An 18,885-nucleotide genomic window follows, 5' to 3' on the forward strand; every position below is an offset into this window, starting at 1 on the left:
TTCCCCGGAAGTCCTTTTTTGATTCAGGCAGCTATTCATTTAAGCTTGAACTCGATGGGTACGGTCATCGAAACCGAAACCGGGCGGCCGTTGTGCCGGCCGGGCTTCCAGGCGGGCATGGCCGAAACTACCCGAAGCGCCTCGGCATCCAGCAACGGGTGCCGGGACTTGACTACAGCCGCGCGCTTCACTTTGCCCTCCGGCCCCACCATGAACCGGACCAGCACGGTTCCTTGTATTTTTTCCTTTTTGGCCTGGGCCGGATACTGAACATGGGCGGCCAAGTAGTGGGTCAGGGTTGAAGTGCCAGCCTGGAATACGGGCATTTGCTCCACGAAAAGATACCCCAGTTCCTCAAAAACTTCCCCCTGTTTTGGTGGGGCCGGATTCTTCGCGGCTCCTACCACCTTCGGGTCCCGCCCGGGGTCTTCCGATTGAGCCCCGGCACAACGGGGCAGCTCCAGGCCGACACCCAGCATAAGCAACAGGTATAGAGCAGGTTTCATGGCAGAATACGAACCGGAAAAGTGAGTATGGCGCGGGAATGCCGCTGGAGCTGGGCTTCCTTCTAAGGCAAATGGGCCTGCCAGCAGCTTGCCGACAGGCCCAACGAGGCAGTTTCGGGCGGCTGTTAGCGCCCGGGCAAGGTGGTTTAGGCCTTCAGCAGGCCCAGCTTCACCATGTGCTCGGCAATCTGCACGGCGTTGGTGGCGGCGCCCTTGCGCAGGTTGTCGGCCACGACCCACATGTTCAGGGTGCGGGGCTGACTTTCGTCGCGGCGCAGGCGGCCTACCAGCACGGCGTCTTTGCCGTGGGCATCCTTGGGCATGGGGTAGCTGTTCTTGGCCACGTCGTCTACCACTTCCACGCCCTCGGTGGCGCGCAGCAGGCGGTAGACTTCCGCCAGCTCGAATTCCTGTTCAAACTCCACGTTGACCGACTCCGAGTGGCCGCCCATGACGGGAATGCGCACGGCGGTGGCCGTGACCTGGATGGAGTCGTCGCCGAGGATTTTCTTGGTTTCCTTCACCATCTTCATTTCCTCCTTGGTGTAGCCGTTGTCCTCGAACACGTCGATGTGGGGCAGCACGTTCAGGTCGATGGGGTGGGGGTAGGCCGGGTTGGAAGCCTGCTGGCCGGCGCGCTCCTCCATGAGCTGGTCCACGGCCTTTTTGCCGGTGCCCGTCACGCTCTGGTAGGTGCTCACCACGATGCGCTTGATTTTGAAGGCCTCGTGCAGCTTGTGCAACGAGAGTACCATCTGGATGGTGGAGCAGTTGGGGTTGGCAATGATTTTATCCTCCGAAGTCAGCTCCTTGGCGTTGATTTCGGGCACCACCAGCTTCTTGGTCGGGTCCATGCGCCAGGCCGAGGAGTTATCAATCACCACGGTGCCGACGGCGGCGAAGCGCGGGGCCTGCTCCTTGGAAGTGCTGCCGCCGGCCGAGAAAATGGCTACGTCGGGGCGGGCCGCAATGGCATCGTCCATGCTGATGACGTGGTAGGTTTTGCCCTGAAACTCAATGGGCAGGCCCACGGATTTCTCCGAGGCTACGGGCAACAGCTCGGTGACCGGGAAATTCCGCTCGGCCAATACTTTCAACATTTCGCCCCCGACCAGACCGGTGGCACCTACTACGGCTACTTTCATGGCAATTAGAGAAAAAAGCGCCAGCCAACTGGACTGTGCGCGTGGTAAATGTCGGGAAAAGCAGGTTACTTAGGCAGTTCATGCGCAGGTGAATACGCCGTTGCTATCCGCTTTTTTACAAACCTACTATGCAGAAAACTTCTACCCCAATACGTATCGTGTTTAATCTGCATTTCCGGGGGCGCTTTTTGCTGCTATTGGTCCTGCTGCTGGGCCTGAGCAGCGGCAGGGCCCAGGCTCAGCTCACCGAGTCGTTTGCCGACGGCGACTTCACCCAAAACCCGGTTTGGACCGGTGGCACGGCTGATTTTCAGGTCAATGCCAGCCAGCAGCTGCAAAGCAACGGTCCGGCCGTGACGCCCAGCACCACCCAGCTGGTCACGGTTTCGCAGGCCGCCACGGGCACCACCTGGGAATTTTACGCTAAGCTCAACCTGGCTACTTCGGGCTCGAACTATGCCGACGTCTGGCTCATGGCCGACCAAGCCGACCTGAAAGCCGCCACCACCAAAGGCTACTTCGTGCGCCTGGGCGGCACCGACGATGAGGTGTCCCTGTTTCGCAAGAATCCGTCGGCTACGGCAGCCGTGGTTATCGACGGGGCCAATAGTACGCTCAGCTCGACCAGCAGCAACGTGGTGCGGGTGCGCGTGACCCGCTCGGTGCAGAACGTGTGGACCCTGGAGCGGGACCTGACCGGCGGCACGACCTTCACTACCGAAGGTACCGCCACCGACGCCACCCACCAGCGCAGCAGCTACCTCGGCGTCACGCTAACCTACTCGGCCACCAACAACCGCAACTTCTACTTCGACGACTTCCGCGTCACGGACGCTACGGCGCCCACACTGCTCAGCGCCGGTATCATTTCGGCCCGGCAGGTGGATGTGGTTTTCAACGAGCTGGTAGCGGCCACCCAAACGCCGGCCAGTTACACCCTGACCAGCGCCGGAGCGCCGGCTGTTACGGCCGCCCAGCGCGACGCCACCGACCCGGCCCTGGTGCACCTCACGCTGGCGGCCGACCTGCCCGCGGGCAGCAGCACCCTGGCCGTGCGCAACGTGGCCGACCTCTACGGCAACGTGGCCGGCGGTCCGCTGACCGCCACGCTCACCTACACGCCGCCGGCCGTAACGCCGGGCTACTACCAGCTGCTCATCACCGAAATCCTGGCCGACGAGCTGCCGGTGGTGGGTTTGCCGGCTTCGGAGTTCGTGGAAATTCATAACCCCTCGGCCACTCAAACCCTGGACCTGGGCGGCGTGCGGCTGTTGCGCACCAGCAGCACCGCCACGGCGGCCGTGTTTCCGACCGGGGCCCAGCTGCTGCCCGGCGAGTACGCCGTGGTGTGCGGCAGCACCCGCACGGCGCAGTTTGCCAGTTACGGCAAAGTATTTGGCCTGAGTAACTTTCCCGCGCTAACCAATGCCGGCGACGAGCTGCTGCTGCGGGCCCGCGACGGGCGCACCGTTTTCGAGGTCCGCTACACCGATGCGTGGTACCGCGACGCGGTGAAAAAGGAGGGCGGCTGGACTCTGGAAATGATTGATACGGCCAACCCCTGCGGAGGGGCTGCCAACTGGACGGCCAGCACTGATGCCAGCGGCGGTACGCCCGGCCGCGCCAACTCAGCGCGGGCCGCCAACGCCGACCGTACGGCCCCGCTGCTGCGCCGGGCCACGGTGGTCAGCCCCACGCTGGTGCGGCTGGAATTCGACGAAAAGCTGGACAGCGTGACGGCCAGCAACCCGGCCCTGTACAGCCTCACGCCCGGCCTGACCATCACCCGCGTCACGCCGGTACCGTTCGATTTTCGGGCCGTGGAGCTGACCCTGGCCACGCCACTGGCTGCCGCGCAGGCGTACACCGCCACCGTGCAACGGTCCGTTGACTGCGTGGGTAATGCTACTGGTGCGGCGGCCAGCGTCACGTTTGGCTTGCCGGTGGTGCCCACGGTGGGGCAGGTACTCATCACCGAAATTATGGCCGATGAAACGCCCACGGTGGGGCTGCCGGCCTCCGAGTACCTGGAAATTCATAACCCCACCACCCGGATTCTGGACCTCGGCGGCATGCGCCTGCTCAAGCCGGGCAGCAGCTCGGCGGCCGTATTCCCGGACACGACTCGCCTGCAGCCGGGCCAGTACGCGGTGGTGTGCAGCAGTACCCGCACGGCCTTGTTTGCCCGCTACGGCGCCGTATTCGGGGTCAGCAACTTCCCGAGCCTGTCCAACGACGGCGACCAGCTCGTGCTGCGGGCCCGGGATGGGCGCACCTTGTTTGAAATAGCCTATTCGAGCACCTGGTACAAGGACGCGGCCAAGAAAGACGGCGGCTGGGCCCTGGAAATGGTGGACACGGGTAATCCTTGCGCCGGTATTGAGAACTGGACGGCCAGCACCGACCCGAGCGGTGGTACGCCGGGTAAAGTCAATGCGGCGCGAGCTACCAACCCCGACCGAACGGCCCCGGCGCTGCTGCGGGCCGTGGCCATTTCGCCTACCATCGTGCGGCTGTACTTCGGCGAAAAGCTGGACAGCGTGGCCGCGGCCAACCCGGCGCTGTACTCCTTCAGCACCGGCCCGACCGTCACCAAAGCCGCTCCCGCCTCCCCGGATTTCCGGGCCGTGGACCTGACGCTGGGTTCGGCGCTAGTCGCCAGTCAACCCATTACCGTGAGCGTGCAGCGGGCCACCGACTGCGTGGGCAATGCTACGGGCGCGGCGGCTTCGGCTACGTTTGGCCTGCCCTCGGCCCCGGTGGAAAACGACGTGGTTATCAACGAAATCCTGTTTAACCCGCGCACTGGCGGCGTCGATTTCGTGGAGCTCCTCAACCGCTCCAACAAATACCTGAACCTGCAGGGCTGGGAGCTGGGCAATATTTCGACCAGCAACGTCCTGAGCAAGGAACCCATTACGGCCGGGCCCTACGTGCTGGCGCCGGGCCAGCTGGTGGTACTGACTACTAAGCCCGACGTGGTGCAAAGCCAGTACCCGACCAACGACCCCAGTGCATTCCTGACCCTACCCGCGCTGCCGACCTTTGCCGATGACGCTGGTACGGTGGTCGTGTTCGACTCCCAAAACCGTGCTCTGGACCGCTACGCGTATAGCGAGTCTCAGCATCTGGGGCTGCTCGACTCCAAGGACGGCGTATCGTTGGAGCGGATTCGGACCGACGGGCCCAGCGTGGCCGGCAACTTCCACTCGGCGGCCAGTGCCGTGGGTTACGCCTCGCCCGGCCGCCGCAACTCCCAGTACCAGGACGACCCCGGCGGCGACAAGCTCTTCACCCTGGAGCCCGAGGTCTTTACCCCCGACGCCGACGGGCAGCAGGACTTCACCACCCTCAACTACCGCGTCGACCAGCCCGGGTTTGCGGCCAGTATCACCGTCTACGACGCCCAGGGCCGGCTGGCGCGCCGCCTGGTGCGCAATGAAACTATGGCCACAACCGGCTTTTTTCAGTGGGATGGCCTCAACGACCAGGGCCGCAAAGTACCCATCGGCTACTACGTGCTGCACATCGAACTGCTCCAGCCCAGCGGCGAGAAAAAGGACTACAAAAAGACCGTGGTAGTCGGCGCCCGTTTTTAAAGCAGATTCTTTTTCGGCTGTCATCCTGAACGGCGCGCAGCAGAGTGAAGAACCTTGCTCGCCTCAGTGATAAGCGTAATTCAACGCAAAACAGCCCTTTACCACCTGTGCGGTAAAGGGCTGTTTTGCGTTGGCAGAACCTGTAGTGGGGTAGGCGAGGAAGGTCCTTCGTTTCACTGCGCTCCACTCAGGATGACAGACGGCAAAAGCAAAAACTGCTGCTTGAAACCCGGCAGGCCGAAACCGGAATTAAACCCTTGACCTCGAGCTGCGTCCAACGGGTATGACGAACCAACAGCAACTGCAGCATCTGTACTGGCGGGCGGGTTTCGGGCCCCGGCCCCAGGATATTGCCGCCAACCCGAGCCCGCGCAAGGCGCTGCGGCAGCTGCTGCACGATGCGGCCACTTATCAGCCCTTGGAAGGTCCCCGGATTCAGGCGGCCGAAATGCAGGCCATGACCCCGGCCCCCACGCCCGATTTGCGCCAGGACCCCCAGGCGCCGGCCCTGAAAAAAGGGGAGCTGACGCCCGAGCAGCGCAAGGAGCAGAACCGGCAGATTCGGGAGGCTTTCTACACGATGAATACCGGTTGGCTGGAGCGTATGGCCTCGTCGCCGGCCCAGTTGCGCGAGAAGCTGACCTTCTTCTGGCACGGCCACTTTGCCTGCCGGGTGCGCCGGCCCGACGCCGCCCTGCAGCTCAACAACACGATTCGGCGCCTGGCTTTGGGCAAGTTTGGCGACCTGCTGCTGGCCGTGAGCAAGGAACCGGCCATGCTGCAGTTTTTGAACAACCAGCAAAACCGCAAGCAGCATCCCAACGAAAATTTTGCCCGGGAAGTCATGGAGCTCTTTACCATCGGGCGGGGGCACTACTCCGAGCAGGACGTGAAGGAAGCCGCCCGGGCCTTCACCGGCTGGAGCTACGACGCCCAAAGCCAGTTCGTGTTCCGGGAGCGGCAGCACGACGCCGGCTCCAAAACCTTTCTAGGGCGCACCGGCAACTTCGGTGGCGAGGATATTCTGCGCATCATCCTGGAGCAGCCCCAGACGGCCGAGTTCATCACCACCAAGCTCTACCGGTTCTTCGTCAACGACACGCCCAACCCGGCCCACATTCAGCCCCTGGCCAAGGCGTTTTTCCAGAGCAACTACGACATCAGTGGCCTGGTAGAGCGCCTGTTTACGGCCGACTGGTTTTATGACGCGGCCAACGTGGGCACCCGCATCAAGTCGCCCATCGAGCTGCTGGCCGGCATCAAGCGCACCTTGGGTGTGGAGCTGCAGGACAAGAAACCGCTGATTGTGTTCCAGAAGGCCATGGGCCAAACCCTGTTTGAGCCCCCGAACGTGGCCGGCTGGGCCGGGGGGCGGAGCTGGATTGACTCCTCCACGCTGCTCTTTCGCCTGCAATTGCCCCAGGTGCTGCTCAAAAACGCCGAAATCAGCATCGCGCTGAAAGAGGACGAAAACGACCTCGACCCCCAGCAAACCCGGGCCGACCGCACTTTCCGCCAGCAGGTGCAGGCCAAGGCTAAGCTGGCCCCGCTGGGCTTGCTGCTGGCCAAAACCCCCGAAGCCCAGCAGCCCGCCGCCCTCAGCCAGTTTCTGTTGCAGGCGCCCATCCGGCCCGAAAACCTAACGCTGGTGGAGCAAGTGGCCCAGAAAGCTCCCGCCGACGGCCGCCTGCGCACCATGGTTACCAGCCTGCTCAGTCTGCCCGAGTACCAGCTGATGTAAGCGCGTTTTTCGATAAAAGAACGTCATGTCGAACGCAGTGAGACATCTCGCGTGCTGACGTTGCCGCAGTAAGCTGATTATCACGGCACGCGAGATTTCTCCTATTGGTCGACATGACCAAGTAAACATATACCACCATGCCTACTTCCCGCCGCGACTTTCTGAAAACTTCGGTGCTGGCCAGCTCCCTGCTGTTCGTGCCCAAATTTCTGCACGCCCTTGATGCCCAAGGCGTGCAGCAGCTGCGCAATTCCAACGGCAAGCGCCTGGTGGTAGTCCAGCTCGGCGGCGGTAACGACGGCCTCAACATGGTGGTACCTTTCCGCAACGACTTGTACTACAAGGCCCGACCCACCTTGGGCCTCAAGGAGCAGAGCGGCCTGCTGACTCTCGATAAAGATCTGGCCTTCAACCCCCACATGACCCAGCTTAAGGCTCTTTACGACCAGGGCCTGGTGGGCGTGCTCAACAGCGTGGGCTACCCCAACCCCGACCGCAGCCACTTCCGCTCGATGGATATTTGGCAGAGCGGCTCGGCCTCCGACCAGTACGTGGCAACCGGCTGGCTGGGTCGCTACCTCGACTCCAACTGCCCCGCCTGCCAAGTGCCTTATAATGGCCTGGAAGTAGATGATACGCTGAGCCTGGCCATGAAAGGCGAGCTGCGCAAAGGTCTGGCCCTGAAGAATCCGGAGAAGTTTCACCAGGTCACCCAGAATCGGTTTCTGAACAAAGTGAGTGGAGAAAAAGCCGGCGGCAGCGGCTCCGAGCTGGATTATCTGTACAAGACCCTGGCCGAAACGGCGTCCTCAGCCGACTACCTCTACCAGACGTCCAAGGTCTATAAGTCGGCTATTGTCTACCCAAACACGGAGTTTGGCAAAAACCTGAAAACCACCGCCGAACTGATTAATTCCGGCATCGAGTCCCGGGTGTTTTACGTCTCGCTCACCGGCTTCGACACCCACGTGCGGCAGCAGGAGCAGCAGGGCAAGCTGCTCGGCGACTTGTCGGGGGGGCTGGGCGCTTTCGTGGAAGACTTGCAGAAAAGCGGACAGCTGAATGACACGCTGATTCTGGTGTTTTCCGAGTTTGGCCGCCGTGTCACCCAGAACGCCAGCAACGGCACCGACCACGGTACGGCCAACAACGTGCTGCTGCTCGGCGGCGGCCTGCGCCAAAAAGGCATCCTCAACGACGCCCCCGACCTGGCCAACCTCGACCAGGGTGATTTGAAGTACCAGCTCGACTTCCGCAGCGTGTACGCCACCGTGCTCCGCGACTGGCTCGGGGCCGACGACCAGGCTATTCTGGGCCATGAATTCGCCCGGCTTGCGGGCCTGGTATAGCGGAGCTAGGGAGAATAGGGAAAAGAGTAAGCTCATCTATAAGTGCTATTTTTTATTAACTCGACAATATCCTTTGGATTTTAAGGGCGTAAAAAAGCGCAGTTAGTGTCACACTCAACCTTAAAACTCCGCACCATGAAAGTTATATCACCTCGTGTCCACGGCATGCTCGACTACGGAACGATTCTGCTGTTTGCTCTGGCCCCCACGCTCTTCAACCTGGATGGCACCTACGCCACGGTGTGCTACGTGCTGGCCGCCGGCTACCTGGTCGTGACCCTGCTAACGGACTTCCCGATGGGCGTTGCCCACCTGATTTCGTTCCCGATGCACGGCTGGCTGGAGCTGATCAGCGGTATTGCCCTGCTGGCTTCGCCCTTCCTGTTCGGTTTCAACGACGACAACGAAACGGCCCGCAACTTCTTCATGGGCATGGGCGTGCTCTTCGTCGGTAGCTGGCTGCTCACCGACTGGCGCGCCGATACCCACACCCAGACTCACGGTCACGGCACGATGATGCCGAATCATCACTAAACGTAGTGAGCCAGCGTAAAAAAGCCCGGCTACGGTCCTGTAGCCGGGCTTTTTTACGCTTTGTCTGCCTGTAATCAGTAGTTCAACAATATCCTTCTGCTGCGACGGGCGTAGAAAAATCAAATCCGGCTTCTTATCAGACCCCACCTAGCTATGAAAATCCTTTCACCTTCGGCCCACGGCGTCATCGACGTGAGCTTTATCACCTTCGTGGCCCTGGCGCCCATCCTCTTCGACCTGGCGCCAGCCGTGGATACGGCCTGCTTCGTGCTGGCCGGGGGCTACCTGCTCGTTACCCTGCTCACCGACTTCCGGCTGGGTCTGCTGCGCCTGATTCCGTTTCCGGTCCACGGCTGGCTCGACCTGTTCACGGGGCTGGCGTTGGTAGCGGTGCCCTTTCTATTTCATTTCGAGGCCAACAGCGCCGAGCGAAACCTGTTTCTGGGCCTGGGCATCTTCTCCATCATCGTCTGGTTTGTCACCGACTGGAAGGCCCAAACCCGCTCCCTGATGACGGACCGCGGCTAGCCTGGCTCGTTATTTTGTATAAAAAAGCCCGCTCCAGGCCGGAACGGGCTTTTTTGTGGGGGCAGCAGTAGTTAACGGCGGAAGCTGATGCCGAGGAAATATTCGTGGTCGGTTTCTTTGGTCAACGCCAAGTGGGTGCCGAAGTCCAGAATGACATTGTCGCTCAGGTGCAGCTGGGGGCCTACGTTGAAATTGGCCTGCCAGGCATTTTGGCGGGTATTCCACTGGCCCACCACCTCGGCAAAAGCGGACAGAAACTCCGAAAACTCGTAGTCGACGGCCGTGCTGGGCGCCAGCATCAGGTAGCGCTGCTGCTCGTCCCGGTCGTAGTCCAGGTCGCTGCGCAGCTGCAGCTGCACGTTGAACTCCTTGCTGAAATCGTGGCTGTAGGGCACAATCAGGCCGTATTCCGTGACGCTGGTGCCCACGGCCGGGCCCACCGGCAGCCGTACGAAACCAATAACGGCCAGGGCATCGGGCTTGCCATCTTCGCCGAGCAGGGTGTGCTTCAGCCGCAGGGTCAGGTCGCCGAAACCCTGATGCTTTTCTTGCGGCTGGTCATCGTCCCACTCTTTTTCAATGGAATAGGAATCCAGCTCGGCCTGCACGTCGGTGCGGGTGGTGAGGCCGAGCTTGAGCAGGGCGTGGTTGAGGTAAAAATTCCGCTCGTGGTGCTGCTCCTCCTGCTTATTCACCAGGCGCAGCAAGTCACTTTCGACCTGAAAATGGCCCGGGTCAACGGTAAAGGGGCTTTCGGAGTAGCCGGGCCGGTCGGGCCGCAGCTCCCGTAGCATAGTGCGGGGCGTGGGGTGAAACAGGTTGTAGCCGGCCTTGGCCGTAATGGAATCCTGGTTTTGGGCCGCGGCCCAGAAAGGAAGTGCGAGTGTGGTCAGGAGTAGGGAGCAGAACTTCATGGCGCGGGTGGGAGAAAATTGTACTATTCAGCCCGCATACGCAGAAGCTCGGCGGCCGGTGCATGGTTCAGCGCAATTCCGTACTTATACAGATGGTACTTATAGCGTATAGCGCAGGCCCAGAAACGTGCGGCGGCCCTGCACCGGCGCGTAGTTGTACTCAGTGTCAAAGGAATAGCCGTTGGGGTTGTCCTGATCCACGTATTTGTCGAAGGGGTCGAAGGCGCGGATGAGCACGTGGCGGGGCAGGAAGTCGAGCAGGTTTTTCAGGCCGCCGTAGATTTCCAGATGCTCGCCCAGGCGCTTGGTGAGCTGCACGTTCTGCAAGGAATACCACGGGGAGCGGGCCGGGCGGTAGTCGTGGGGCTGCACCGGCAGCTGCATGGGCCCGTTTACCTGCCCGGTATAATCCACGCCCACGCCCAGGCGGGCCAGGGTGTAGCTCACGGCGTAGGTGCCCGAAAACACCGGGGCGTGCAGCTGCTGCACCCGCCGTAGCGCCCCGCCACCCTCGGGCCGCTCCTGCCGGAACACGTCCATCAGCGTGATGCCGGCAATAACTTTCAGGGGCCGGGAAAAGGTCAGGTCCGTGTTCAGCGTCAGCCCCCGCGACACGGCGTAGCCGTCGAGGTTGCGGTAGATAATCTGGTTGAGGTCGGTGGTGTAGTCGGGGCTGATTTTGTTGGTGAAGTAGGTGTAAAACGCACTGGCGTCGACGGTGAGCTGCCCGGCCGCGGTGGTAAAGAAGCGTTGGTAGTTCACGTTGGCGTTCCAGCTCCGCTCGGGCCGCAGGGCCTCGGGCACCACCACCTGCCGGGCCCCGGTGAGGGCGGCGTGGTCCTCGGTAAACAGGTTTACGACCCGGTAGCCATTGCCCACGCCCACGCGCACCACCTGGCTGTTGTCGGGCTTGCTCCACTTGTAGTTGAGCCGCGGCGAGAGAATACTGCCGTGCACCGAGTTGTAGTCGTAGCGCAGGCCGGCCAGCAGCGTGGCGTTTTCGGTTACTTTCCACTCGTCCTGGGCAAAAATGCCGGGCAGGCTGGTTTTGTCGGGCTGCGTAATGCTTTGGTCGCCCTCAAGGCGGGCCGTAGCGGGGGTATTGTCGTCGTACCAGGTGTAGCGGTAGGTGGCGCCCAGCAGCAGGCTGTGCCGGATGCTCAGGTCCCGGGCCCAGGTGAGCTGCCCGAAACCCACGCGCTGGGTGGCCCGGTAGAGCGTGGTGCCGTAGGCCGAGTTCTGCCGGTGCTGGTTAAAGGAGCCGCTGAGCATGAGTTTCTGGCCCGCCACCGGCAGCTGATACTGCCCCAGCAGCTCGTAACGGCTCGTGTACACACTTTCCCCGTAGATACTGTCGCCGCCGCGAAACTCGGGCGTCCAGTCCAGCTGCCCACCAAACCGGTCCTCGTAGTAGTAGCGCGCGGCTACGTTGGCCACCCGCTCCTGGGGCCGCTTAATCGACCATTTGTTGAACACCGAGCCCCGTTTCTGAGTCGGCAAATCGGTAAAGCCATCTTCGTTCACGTCACGGCGCTGGTCGTAGCCAAACAGGTTGGTGCTGAGCAGGGTAGTAGCCCGCCCGACTTTGGCTGCCGTGCCCAAATCCAGGTTCATTTCGCCGTGGGAAGTCCCGAAGGCATCGGCGGTGAAACGCGGGGCCTTGTCGGGGTTTTTGGTAATGACGTTGATAAGCCCGCCCACCGCCTCCGAGCCGTAGAGTGTGGAGGCCGGCCCTTTCACTACCTCAATCCGGTCGACCATGCTGTTGGGAATGCCGCTCAGCCCGTACACCGTGGACAAGGAGCTGACAATGGGCATTCCGTCGATGAGCACCATCGTGTAGGGTCCTTCCAGCCCGTTGATGTGGATGTCGCCGGTGTTGCAGATGTTGCAGTTGAGCTGGGGCCGCACCCCGTTGACCATCGTCAGGTTTTCGAACAGGCAGGCGCTGGGGTTTTTCTGGAAGTAGCGCGGCGTATAAATCTCCACCGCCACCGGCGACTGGCTTTTCACGACTTCGCTCAGCGTGCCGCTCACCACCACGCTGCCCAGCTCGTTGCTGGCGCCGCTGAGCGAAAAGCTAACCGTGGCGCTCTGCCCGCTGCTCACCGTCACAGTCCGCTCCGTGGGCAGAAACCCTACCGCGCTAACTACTACCCGTTGCGGCCCCGTCGGTACTTTGCCCAGCGTGAAGGCGCCGTTTTCGTCGGCCGTGGTGCCCAGCGTGGTGCCTTTTAGGCCGATACTGGCGAAGGGTACCGCCTTGCCCTCGGCCCGCACCGTGCCTTTAATAGAGCCGGTTTGAGCCTGGGCCAAGAATGATAAAAGCAAAGCATATGTCAGGAGCAGAAGTGTTTTCATAGAGGAATAGATACGGTTTAGGGTGAGCTTTTATTTTTATTTAGATGAGTCTAAAAGTATGGCCGCAAAAAAGGCGCTGAGCAGAATGCCCGGCGCCTTTAGGTTACTTAAAGAAGGTGGTAAACAGCAGGTACAGGTTGAGCACGATGATGATGCCCGACACTACCCAGGCCACCAGCTGCAGGGCCGGCCGGTTGGCGAATACGCCCATTTTAGCTTTGCTGCCGGTGAAAAGTACCAGCGGCACCACGGCAAAGCTCAGCTGCAACGACAGAATCACCTGGCTCAGCACCAGCAGGTCGGCCGTGCCTTTCTCCCCGTAGAGCAGCGTCACGACCAGGGCCGGCACTACCGCAATGGCGCGGGTAATCAGGCGGCGCACCCAGGGCTTGAGCTGCAAATCCAGGAAGCCTTCCATCACAATCTGGCCCGCCAGCGTGCCGGTTAGCGTCGAGTTCTGGCCCGAGGCCAGCAGGGCAATGGCAAATACGGTTCCGGCGGCACCCGCGCCCAGCACCGGGGCCAGCAGCTTGTGGGCGTCGGTAATGTCGGCCACGTGAAACAGGCCGTTGGTATGGAAAGTAGCCGCCGCCGTTATCAGAATGGCGGCATTCACGAAAAATGCCAGAAACAGCGCCACCGTGGAATCAATGGTGGCAAACTTGATGGCCATGCGCTTGCCGGGTTCGGTTTGCTCAATGGCCCGGGTTTGCACAATGCTCGAGTGCAGGTACAGGTTGTGGGGCATTACGGTGGCGCCCAGAATACCGATGGCAATGTAGAGCATGCCCGGCGTGGTCACCACTTCCTTCTGCGGCACCAGACCCCGGGCAATACCCAGGTAGTCGGGGTGGGACACCAGGATTTCGTACAGAAAGCAGCCGAAAATAACCACGATAAGCCCGGCCACGATGCTCTCAATAACCCGGAAGCCCTTGTTCTGGAAAAACAGCACCACCAGCACGTCCAGAATGGTGAGCACTACGCCCCAGGGCAGGGGCAGGCCAAAGAGCAGGTTCAGGGCAATGGCCGAGCCGATTACCTCGGCCAGGTCGCAGGCGGCAATGGCTACTTCGCAGAACACCCACAGCATCATGGCCACGGGCTTGGAGTAATGGTCACGGCAGGCCTGGGCCAGGTCGCGCCCCGTCACGATGCCCAACTTGGCGGCCAGGTGCTGGAGCAGCATGGCAAACAGGTTGGAAATCAGAATGACGGAGAGCAGCGTATAGCCGTAGCGGGAGCCGCCGGCAATGTCGGTGGCCCAGTTGCCGGGGTCCATGTAGCCGACGGCCACCATCAGGCCCGGGCCCCAGAAAGCTACGAGCTTGCGCCAGAACGAGGCGTTGGCGGCCGGCACCCGGATGCTGGCGTATACTTCGCTCAGGGAGTTGTGCTTACGCTCCTGGCGCCAGCCGGAGTTATTTTCTGTCAAAGGCGGAGTAGGGGAAGCCTGTACGAGTGGAGGCATAAGGAATAGAGTATCAGGTAACTCAACAAAGAAACAAATTTTTAGAGTAGCCTAAACATTTTTTTAAGGCAATTTAAATACTCATTTGGCCAAAAAAGGTTGCAACCCGTAGGGAAGTGGGTTTTTTACCGGACTTTTGCAGGCCCATTTTTGCTCAACCTCTCCCTTCCATGACTTTCACCCAAACTAAGAGCCGGCTGGGCCTACTGTCGCTCGTTGTCAGCGTAGGGCTGGTGGCCATCAAGTTTTACGCCTACTTCCTCACCGCCTCCCAGGCCGTGCTGACCGACGCGCTGGAGTCGATTATCAACGTTTTTACCAGCGGCTTCGCCCTCTACAGTCTCTACCTGTCAGACCTGCCCAAGGACGAAAACCACCCCTACGGCCACGGCAAGGTCGAATACCTGTCGGTGGGCTTCGAAGGGGCCCTGATCCTGTTTGCGGGCATTTACATCTTCTACAGCGCCGTAATGGCCATCCTGCACCCCCACGCGGTGGTGCGGCCCGATGCGGGCATGTACCTGTTGGCGGCCACCGCTTTGGTTAACCTGGGCGTGGGCTTTCTGCTGGTGCGCTCGGGCAAGAAGATGAACTCCGTGGCCCTGGTCGGCGACGGGCAACACCTCTACATCGACGCCCTGAGTACGCTCGTATCGTGCGTGGCCCTGGTCTTGGTGATTTTCACCGGCAACGTACTCTTCGACGCCGGGGCGGCTTTGCTTTTGGGCGTCTTCATCGTCGTCAACGGGTACCGGATGGTGCGCCGCTCGGTGTCGGCCCTGATGGATGAGTCGGATGTGGCTACCGTGGAGCAGGTCATTGCCGAGCTGCAGCGCCACCGCCTGCCCCCGTGGATTGACGTGCACAACCTGCGCGTGCTGCGCTACGGGGCCAACCTGCACATCGACTGCCACATGCAGATGCCCTACTACTTCAGCCTGGAGGAAACCCACAACGAGCTGAACCGCATCGAGGGCCTGATCAAGCAGCGCTTCGACGTGGAAGTAGAAATGTTCGTCCACGCTGACCCCTGCACCTTTGCCGCCTGCTCCCTGTGCCACATGCCCGAGTGCCCCGTGCGTCAGCATCCCTTTGCCCACGAAGTGCCCTGGACGCTGGCCAATGCCGTGAAAAATGAGCGGCACCGCCTGGGCTGATTTTTCAAACACAAGACGCAAAAAAGGCGCTACGAACGATGCAGCGCCTTTTTTGCGTCTTAGAATATTAGTCAGCAGCTACCGAACCAGCTCTACCCAGCCCTTGGTTGTCGTGCCGTTTTTGCCGGTGAGCAGGTAGTAGTACACGCCGGCGGGCTGGTTTTCGCCGTCCCAGTCATTGTTGTACTGCGCATACTCCCGGATAAGCCGCCCGGAGCGGTTGAAAATCTGGAGCTTGCTGTTGGTGGGCTCCGAGGATAGCACGAACAGGTCGTTTAGACCGTCCCCGTTGGGGGTGAAAACGTTGGGCACGCGCGACTCCGGCACCCGAATATTGACTTCGGCCAGCGTTTCCTGGCAGGAAGCTGCGCCGTTGATAGAAACGCCCACCCGCAGCCGAATGCGGTACACCCCCGCAACGTCAAACTGCCGGCTGGCTTTGGCGCTTTCGGTCGAGAAAAACTGCTCTGGCTCCGATACGGCCTGGCCTTTGCCAGTAATAATCCGCTGGGATGACCACCGATATTGGGGAACCGTAGCAGCGGGCTGCCCGGGTAGGGTAGAGGTATTGGTGAAGGTGAACACCAGGGGCGGCAGCAGGATGGAGCGCCCTGGTAAAGCCGCCGAGTCGGCCGTGAAGCTCGGTCTAACCGGTTCGGCTACCCGAACCAGCACGGAGGTGGTATCGGGGCCGCAGGCTGTAGCCCTACTCCCGGTGACGGTAAGCTTGTAGCGCGTCGTTGTGGTCGGCCGGACGGTAATGCTGGGCTTGCTCTGATCTGCTACGCTGAGGCCGTTGGCCGCCGCCCACTGGTAGGTAAACACCTCGGGCTGGTCGGCCTCGGGCCGGGAAGCCGTGGCCGTAATTCCGGCCGTACTACCGGAGCAGATAACGGCTGCGCTAGTAGTGGCCACCGCCCGCAGGGGTTGCTGCACCCGCACCAGCCATGAGGCCGTATCGGGCGTGCAAGTAGTTTTGTCGCCGGTAATGGTAAGCTTGTAGCGCGTGGTCGTCGTGGGCCGCACGCTAATAGTAGGCTTGCTCAGGTCGGCGGGGCTGAGGCCGTTAGCCGCCGCCCACTGGTAGCTGAACTTCTCCTGCGCGTCGCCCTGCGGACGGGTAGCCGTAGCGGCAATCCGCGCCGTGTTGCCGGCGCAGAGCGAAGCCGCGTCGGCCGTTAGCTTCGGCACAATGCGCTGCTGCACCCGCACCAGTACCGAGGTTGTGTCGAGGCCGCAGCCGGTGGCCTTGTCGCCGGTAATGGTGAGCTTGTAGCGCGTGGTCATCGTGGGCCGCACGCTAATAGTAGGCTTGCTCAGGTCGGCGGGGCTGAGGCCGTTAGCCGCCGCCCACTGGTAGCTGAACTTCTCCTGCGCGTCGCCCTGCGGACGGGTGGCGGCGGCCGTAATAGTAGTGGTGCTGCCCACGCAGATAACCGGCTGAGCCGCCGCCGCCGCTGTGCGGATGGGCTGCTGCACCCGCACCAGCACGGAGGCCGTATCGGAGCAGGTCCCGACGCGGAAGCTCAACCCCAGAATGCGGACTTTGTAGCGCGTGGTAACGGTCGGGGCCACGCTTATTTCCGCTTTGTCGCGCTGATTGGGCGGTAAGCCGTTGGCGGCCTCCCACTGGTAGCCGTAGGCGGCGGGCAGGCTGCCTACCGAGTCGGGCCGGAAGGGCGTGGCCGTAAGCTTAATCGAGGTTCCGGCGCAAATAACCGGATTGGCCGACGGAGCCAGCACCCGGGCAAAATTGCCTTTGGCAATCTTCAGCACAATAACCCGATACTGGACGCCTTTGATAGGACAGGCGTTGTCTTCAATCTTGACCGGAATGCGGTACGTCTTGCCCAGAAAGGCCACGTCGGGCTGAATCCGCAGAATACCAGTTGGGGTACTGGTACCATTGCCGCGCAGCTGAAACGTGGCCACGTCGGCGGGTAGGTACGTGGGCTTGGTCAGCGACGGAACGGAAGGGTCCAGCTCCGGGTGCGTTACCGTCAGGATGTCGCCGGGGTTTGGGTCGGTGAAGCGGAAACGAACCTCGGTGTAGTTGCAGGTGTAGGCCGTCACGAAAGTAGAGTCCCGCGAGTTGACGATCTGCACGCTCGATTTGTCGAAGCCGCTCCCGATAGGAGGACTGGGCTGGTTGTTGTTCTCGCAGTCGATGACCACCACCAGCATGTCGCGGCGCACCTGGCCCACCTTGTAGTATACTGGCTTGCCATTAGGCCCGGCAAACTTCCGGTACTCGGTAACTTGCCCCACGACGACGTACTTGTTGTCGGGCGAGTCGGGGGCTTTGGTGTGGTTGGCGGGAATAAAGCTGAACGTACCCAGGGACGGGTCAAAGTTGAACGCCTTGGTGGCCGTCTTCAGGGGGCAGGCTCCCGTCACGTTGTAGGAAGCCAGCGGGTAGGTTGGGCTGTAGCTGCCCTGATTGTCGGTGATGTAGGCTCCGCACGGTACGCCGCCGGGGGGCGTCAGGTCAATGAAAGGCGGGCCGTTGCCGACGTACGATTTATAGGTATTCGGCTCGCTGCAGCCTTGCAGGGCGGGTGCCAGGCTGTATACCAGCGAGTCGCCGTCGGGCTCGGTGGTGGCGAAGGAAACGGTGCGCTCCTGCGACTTACACACGAACGGAATTGGAATGTCCTGGGCTTGGTACTGGGCCGAAGTGTTTTGAATCTGGCTGCCGTTGGGTAGCAGGTTGTTGAGCCGGGCCTCGTAGTACAGGTTACCGTTGCCGGCGTTGATATTGGCTACGGGGGGGCGGGCATTCAGCGACACGCTGATAATCCATTCGGCGGCCGGGGGCAGGGTGATAGTGGCCTCAAAAGTGCCCTTCTGGTAGTTGGTGAGCAGGCCGGGGCCGCACTGGGCCGGGCCGCCGGGGATGTTGGCGCAGTACGGAACACCCGTTTCGGCGGTGCCCGCCAAGGTCATGGGCAGCTCGGGACCCGCGGCGCAACCCGTCGAGCTGTAGTTGAGCGTGGGCAGAATCATGTTGAAGCCCGCCCCCCCACAATCCCGGAATACCGTCAGGGATACTTTGTAGCGGTTGTTGCCCAGCGCCTCGTACGTGAGCTGCCCACCCTGAATGTGAGAAGCACGGGCAGCGGGTAGTCCAAGCAGCGAAAGGCAGCAGGCAACGGCTAAAAGGTAGGCAGCATGTAAAAGTTTCTGCATGTAACGGAGACGGAAGTAAGGCCGCGCGAAAATAAGACCGGGCGGAAACAACATTGCTGTAAGATATAAGGAATTTATTTTATATTCATAAAAAAGTACCAGAAACAGGAAAGTGGTGAAAATTGCATAAAAGCCAGAAAAATTAAGTGTAGCCTCGGAGGCCTATTGCTCAACGACAGGGCGTTAACTTATCTTTTAGGCTCACATGTGTTGCGTCAAATCCTGAATTCTACCACTTCGGCTTTCCAGACAAGGCGGCCTGTTTTTGATTTTTTTCTTTTTTGCCGACCGTAGTTCCTACTAATGAAAAAACCTTTACCCCAATTTTTTGCGCACTTACAAAGCTGGGTCGGCGGGTGCGGCAGATGGTGGCGGAGCCGGGCGGTTGTCG

The 18,885-nt window shown here is 61.1% G+C and carries 12 protein-coding genes; 6 read left to right on the forward strand and 6 right to left on the reverse strand.

Features of this window, described 5'->3' with window-relative positions; all coding sequences use genetic code 11:
* Positions 1-35: 35 nt before the first annotated feature.
* Positions 36-506: an energy transducer TonB gene (locus CLV45_RS14425; protein WP_100337176.1), complete on the reverse strand. Its 471-nt coding sequence runs from the start codon at positions 504-506 to the stop codon at positions 36-38.
* Positions 507-652: 146 nt separating this feature from the next.
* Positions 653-1,651 carry an aspartate-semialdehyde dehydrogenase gene (locus CLV45_RS14430; protein WP_100337177.1) on the reverse strand — a complete coding sequence of 333 codons (999 nt, stop codon included), beginning with the start codon at positions 1,649-1,651 and terminating at the stop codon, positions 653-655.
* 128 nt (positions 1,652-1,779) lie between these two features.
* On the opposite strand from CLV45_RS14430, the gene CLV45_RS14435 reads away from it, so the two are divergent.
* From CLV45_RS14435 to CLV45_RS14455, 5 genes are all read left to right on the forward strand, one after another.
* The gene (locus CLV45_RS14435; protein WP_100337178.1) at positions 1,780-5,250 is read left to right on the forward strand and encodes a lamin tail domain-containing protein; all 3,471 of its coding nucleotides are present in this window, start codon (positions 1,780-1,782) and stop codon (positions 5,248-5,250) included.
* Between the two features lie 283 nt (positions 5,251-5,533).
* A complete protein-coding gene (locus tag CLV45_RS14440; protein ID WP_100337179.1) occupies positions 5,534-6,991 on the forward strand; it encodes a DUF1800 domain-containing protein in 1,458 nt (485 codons plus the stop codon).
* Positions 6,992-7,128: 137 nt separating this feature from the next.
* Positions 7,129-8,340, forward strand: a complete 1,212-nt coding sequence (locus CLV45_RS14445) for a DUF1501 domain-containing protein (RefSeq protein ID WP_100337180.1) — start codon at positions 7,129-7,131, stop codon at positions 8,338-8,340.
* 135 nt (positions 8,341-8,475) lie between these two features.
* Positions 8,476-8,874 carry an SPW repeat domain-containing protein gene (locus tag CLV45_RS14450; RefSeq protein ID WP_100337181.1) on the forward strand — a complete coding sequence of 133 codons (399 nt, stop codon included), beginning with the start codon at positions 8,476-8,478 and terminating at the stop codon, positions 8,872-8,874.
* Between the two features lie 153 nt (positions 8,875-9,027).
* Positions 9,028-9,402 carry a hypothetical protein gene (locus CLV45_RS14455; RefSeq protein ID WP_100337182.1) on the forward strand — a complete coding sequence of 125 codons (375 nt, stop codon included), beginning with the start codon at positions 9,028-9,030 and terminating at the stop codon, positions 9,400-9,402.
* Positions 9,403-9,473: 71 nt separating this feature from the next.
* On the opposite strand, the gene CLV45_RS14460 is transcribed toward CLV45_RS14455, so the two are convergent.
* The 3 genes from CLV45_RS14460 to CLV45_RS14470 form a co-directional block, all read right to left on the reverse strand.
* Positions 9,474-10,316 carry a transporter gene (locus CLV45_RS14460; protein ID WP_100337183.1) on the reverse strand — a complete coding sequence of 281 codons (843 nt, stop codon included), beginning with the start codon at positions 10,314-10,316 and terminating at the stop codon, positions 9,474-9,476.
* A 99-nt stretch (positions 10,317-10,415) separates the two neighbouring features.
* Positions 10,416-12,677 carry a TonB-dependent receptor gene (locus tag CLV45_RS14465; protein ID WP_100337184.1) on the reverse strand — a complete coding sequence of 754 codons (2,262 nt, stop codon included), beginning with the start codon at positions 12,675-12,677 and terminating at the stop codon, positions 10,416-10,418.
* Between the two features lie 103 nt (positions 12,678-12,780).
* Entirely contained in the window at positions 12,781-14,148 is a 1,368-nt protein-coding gene (locus tag CLV45_RS14470) for an Nramp family divalent metal transporter (RefSeq protein WP_100337185.1), read from the reverse strand.
* A 170-nt stretch (positions 14,149-14,318) separates the two neighbouring features.
* Between CLV45_RS14470 and CLV45_RS14475 the strand changes: the two genes are divergently transcribed.
* A complete protein-coding gene (locus CLV45_RS14475) occupies positions 14,319-15,305 on the forward strand; it encodes a cation diffusion facilitator family transporter (protein WP_100337186.1) in 987 nt (328 codons plus the stop codon).
* 78 nt (positions 15,306-15,383) lie between these two features.
* Here CLV45_RS14475 and CLV45_RS14480 read toward each other — a convergent pair whose 3' ends face one another.
* Positions 15,384-18,494, reverse strand: a complete 3,111-nt coding sequence (locus CLV45_RS14480) for a gliding motility-associated C-terminal domain-containing protein (RefSeq protein ID WP_157807516.1) — start codon at positions 18,492-18,494, stop codon at positions 15,384-15,386.
* Between the last annotated feature and the right edge of the window lie 391 nt (positions 18,495-18,885).

It is taken from the genome of Hymenobacter chitinivorans DSM 11115, from assembly GCF_002797555.1.
GTDB classification, from domain to species: domain Bacteria; phylum Bacteroidota; class Bacteroidia; order Cytophagales; family Hymenobacteraceae; genus Hymenobacter; species Hymenobacter chitinivorans.

What these genes read in the sequence shown, in the direction of transcription:
- CLV45_RS14425 (WP_100337176.1), bottom strand. Translation starts at nt 506, where the DNA reads ATGAAACCTGCTCTATACCTGTTGCTTATGCTGGGTGTCGGCCTGGAG.
- CLV45_RS14430 (WP_100337177.1), bottom strand. Translation starts at nt 1,651, where the DNA reads ATGAAAGTAGCCGTAGTAGGTGCCACCGGTCTGGTCGGGGGCGAAATG.
- CLV45_RS14435 (WP_100337178.1), top strand. Translation starts at nt 1,780, where the DNA reads ATGCAGAAAACTTCTACCCCAATACGTATCGTGTTTAATCTGCATTTC.
- CLV45_RS14440 (WP_100337179.1), top strand. Translation starts at nt 5,534, where the DNA reads ATGACGAACCAACAGCAACTGCAGCATCTGTACTGGCGGGCGGGTTTC.
- CLV45_RS14445 (WP_100337180.1), top strand. Translation starts at nt 7,129, where the DNA reads ATGCCTACTTCCCGCCGCGACTTTCTGAAAACTTCGGTGCTGGCCAGC.
- CLV45_RS14450 (WP_100337181.1), top strand. Translation starts at nt 8,476, where the DNA reads ATGAAAGTTATATCACCTCGTGTCCACGGCATGCTCGACTACGGAACG.
- CLV45_RS14455 (WP_100337182.1), top strand. Translation starts at nt 9,028, where the DNA reads ATGAAAATCCTTTCACCTTCGGCCCACGGCGTCATCGACGTGAGCTTT.
- CLV45_RS14460 (WP_100337183.1), bottom strand. Translation starts at nt 10,316, where the DNA reads ATGAAGTTCTGCTCCCTACTCCTGACCACACTCGCACTTCCTTTCTGG.
- CLV45_RS14465 (WP_100337184.1), bottom strand. Translation starts at nt 12,677, where the DNA reads ATGAAAACACTTCTGCTCCTGACATATGCTTTGCTTTTATCATTCTTG.
- CLV45_RS14470 (WP_100337185.1), bottom strand. Translation starts at nt 14,148, where the DNA reads ATGCCTCCACTCGTACAGGCTTCCCCTACTCCGCCTTTGACAGAAAAT.
- CLV45_RS14475 (WP_100337186.1), top strand. Translation starts at nt 14,319, where the DNA reads ATGACTTTCACCCAAACTAAGAGCCGGCTGGGCCTACTGTCGCTCGTT.
- CLV45_RS14480 (WP_157807516.1), bottom strand. Translation starts at nt 18,494, where the DNA reads ATGCAGAAACTTTTACATGCTGCCTACCTTTTAGCCGTTGCCTGCTGC.